The 2,954-nt window shown below is 62.3% G+C and carries 2 protein-coding genes; one reads left to right on the top strand and one right to left on the bottom strand.

From position 1 onward, the window contains the following. Window positions 1-1,276: serine hydrolase (locus VEK15_20725; GenBank protein HXV63136.1), on the top strand; the 1,276-nt coding region annotated here is incomplete at its 5' end. Window positions 1,277-1,584: 308 nt separating this feature from the next. Here the strand turns inward: VEK15_20725 and VEK15_20720 are convergent. Further along, window positions 1,585-2,556: a hypothetical protein gene (locus VEK15_20720; protein HXV63135.1), complete on the bottom strand. Its 972-nt coding sequence runs from the start codon at window positions 2,554-2,556 to the stop codon at window positions 1,585-1,587. Window positions 2,557-2,954 lie beyond the last annotated feature (398 nt).

Genomic DNA, 2,954 nt, shown 5'->3' with positions numbered 1-2,954 from the left:
TACCGCGGCCATCCTCGGAATGCTCGCCGACGAGAAGAAGCTCGAGTGGGACCGTCCGGTGAGGGAGTACCTGCCTGATTTCCGGCTCTACGACGATGCGGCAACCGACGGGATGACCCCGCGGGATCTCGTCACTCACCGCTCGGGCCTTCCCCGCCACGACCTCCTCTGGTACGCCTCGGAGTTTCCCCGAAAGGAGCTCTACCAGAGACTCCGGTACCTCGAGCCGAGCAAGCCCTTCCGCAGCCTCTGGCAGTACCAGAATCTGATGTTCATGACCGCCGGATACCTCGAAGAGAGCATCGTCGGGAAGAGCTGGGAGCAGATCGTGCGGGAGAGGATTCTGGACCCCCTGGGCATGGCGCGCTCCAACTTCTCGGTGACGTCGATGCAGACGAGCGACGACTTCTCATATCCGTACGGATCGAGAAAGGACCAGGTCGTGCGCGTCCCCTTCCGCAACATCGATGAGGTCGGACCGGCGGGGTCGATCAACTCCTCGGTCGAGGAGATGATCCGCTACGTCCGGTTTCACCTCGACGGAGGGAAATACGGCGAGAAGCAGATCCTCTCGCCGGAAAACTCCCGGGCCATGCAGACGGCGCAGGTGGCCATGCCTCCGAGCCCGATCGCGCCCGACAACCCGGAGCAGGGGCCGACGAGCTACGGTCTCGGCCTCATCGTCACCAACTACCGTGGCCACAAGATGATCCTCCACGGCGGCGGCATCGACGGGTTCATCTCGCAGATGGCCTGGCTTCCGGACGACAAGCTGGGTGTGGTCGTCCTCACCAACTACTCCGGCTTCAACCCGGTTCCCAACCTGGTGGTCCAGCACGCCTTCGATCGACTCCTCGGCCTCGAGCCCGTCGATTGGACGTCCCGCGCTCGTGAATTGAAAGCCAAAGGCGACAAGCTCCGAGCCGAGGCCCGCGCGAAAGACGAGGCGGAACGAAAAAGCGGAACATCCCTCTCCCATCCTCTCTCCGACTTCGAAGGCTCTTTCGAGCACTCCGGGTATGGAACGTTCGTGGTGAAGAAGTCCGGCGAGGGGCTCGAGGGCTCGGTGGCCGGCATCACGTTCCCCCTGGAGCAATACCACTACGACGTCTTTCGCGTCCCCTACGACCTGGAAGCGCCCCTCGATCAAATCGGCGGACGGAAAGCGCAGTTCTTCTACGACAAGTCGGGTGCCATCGATCGGGTCGGCCTCCCCCTCGAAGAGGCGGTTCCCGATATCGTCTTCACGCGAGTAAAGCAGGACGCGGGGAATTAAGTTTCAGCTTCGTTCTCCGAGATCCTCTCGCCCGGCGGGCGGGATGGGCGAGGTCTATCGGGCGCGCGACACGAAGCTGAAGCGTGACGTCGCCGTCAAAGTCATTGCCGAGGCGTTTGCCGCGGACGCCGAGAGGATGAAGCGCTTCGAGCGCGGAGGCGCAGGTGCTCGCGTCGCTGAACCATCCGAACCTCGCCGCGATCTACGGCCTCGAAGGGAACGCACTCGTCCTGGAGCTCGTGGAAGGCCGGCGGGGGGTTCCCTCAAAAAAGCTTAGTCGCAGACGTCCCTGTGGTCGAGCGAGCTCTTCAGGAGTCGAGCCCGGACTCTTTCAGAGACTGCGCCGTCGAAATCCGTTCGAGGCAAGCGTCGAGCTCCTCCGCCGAATCCATCGCTTCGACTCGCGCGACGACGTGCTTCGGAACGCGACGAAACTTCGCACTCAGAACTCTCAGAACGGCCTCCCGCTTCCCCTGGATCCGGCCGGCCGCGATTCCCTCTTGGCGCCCCTCATCACGCCCCTCATCACGCCCCTCCTCACGACCCTTCTTACGCCCCTTCTCCTCGAGCCTCTCCGCCCAGGTCATCTCCACGTCCTGCACGTCTCGATACTCCTTTCTCGAAACCAATCGCCGATACCTCTCTTTTTGCTCTGCCGTCAGCTGGAAGTATGTCTCTACCAGGTCCACAAGAAGTAACTGTCGTGCCTCGTCCAGTCGGCTCCTCGCGATCCGCCGCAGGAGCGAAGCCCTCAACGCTTCCGGAGCACTGCTCGAGGCTCGATCCATAAGGGCGGCGAGCGCCGCACCCGCGGGACCGCCTTTCTCACGATACTCCTCCATGCTTAGCCGCGCCAAGCGGATGCTATCGTAGCGGAAGCGGAGGACCTCACGACCGTAGAGCTCCACCCGGTACTCCTCCGTGGCGATTCCTGCTCCGCCGCCCCGAAGATATACGGCGATCGGAAAGATCGGGAGCCGGTACCGAGATGACAACAGGCAATGGTACTGGTACATGCGGGCGGGTACGTCACGCTTTCTCCATCGGCTCTGGACTTCGATGTGGATCAGTAGGATCTCGGGACGGCCCCGCTTCGCACGGAGTTTCGCAACGACGTCGGCCTCCCGGCGGCTTCCTTCGGCTGCCTCCGTGAAGACCTCCTTGTCCAGAAACTCGACAGTCCGGAAGTCGAGACGCTTCGCGACCTCTGGAAAAAACAGCTCGAGGAACTCTTGGAGAAAGGAATAGAGAAAATCCTTGAACCTCTGGTCGTGACCCATCGATTCCTCCTCCTCGTCTAAGGACGAGAAATTGGTGGGTCAACCTCCCCGAGGGCCGTGCTTTTTCGGGCTCCGCCTACGGCCGATGGGTGATAGGGAGGACTACGGGCCAGAACGCTGCGACGCGGTTGGGCTCGTCTTGTTCGCTCGGTCGGGCTTTTGGGCTCGAGATGGTCCAAGATGCGTCGGATTACGGCGGGGTCGATGATGAAAGCGAGGAGGTTCATTTTTTTCCCCGCATCGCGCTGGTTGAGCGCGTAGACGCGCTCGCGGCTGACGGCGTCGGGTCGTGACATCGTCGGTTTCCGGCGTGCGGGGAATTCTGTGCCGGGTTTCCCGATGGGCAAGGTGGCGATAGACTGTGCCGCACCAAGTGGAGGCTAGGCATGCGAACTCTC

It is taken from the genome of Vicinamibacteria bacterium (genome assembly GCA_035620555.1).
In the GTDB taxonomy this organism is placed as follows: domain Bacteria; phylum Acidobacteriota; class Vicinamibacteria; order Marinacidobacterales; family SMYC01; genus DASPGQ01.
Note: the sequence above shows the minus strand (reverse complement) of the source record. Positions and strands in the feature narration are given on the sequence as shown.